The following is a 253-nucleotide window of genomic DNA, read 5'->3' as shown; positions in this document are numbered from 1 at the left end:
CCACGGAGAACCCGTCGTTCGAGATCATCGCTGCCCTGCTCTCCCGCTGTCGCGTCTACACGCTGCAGCCGCTCAGCGAACAGGAGCTGCTGACGCTGCTCGAGCGCGCACTCGCTGACCCGCGCGGGCTCGCTGCGGACCACCTCACCGCCGACCCTGATGCGCTGCGCATGATCGCCGACTATGCCTCGGGCGACGGACGCAGCGCCTACAACGCGCTCGAGATCGCCGGCCGTCTGGCCGCGACCCACAG

At 70.0% G+C, this 253-nt stretch carries 1 pseudogene; it reads left to right on the top strand.

From position 1 onward, the window contains the following. Positions 1-253 (top strand): annotated as a pseudogene (locus AC5IJH_RS18465) (replication-associated recombination protein A); the annotation flags it as partial.

The sequence above is a fragment of the Candidatus Dedyshia acidiphila genome (genome assembly GCF_051025295.1).
Lineage (GTDB): Bacteria > Acidobacteriota > Terriglobia > Terriglobales > Acidobacteriaceae > KBS-83.
This window is presented reverse-complemented; position numbering and strand designations above follow the sequence as displayed.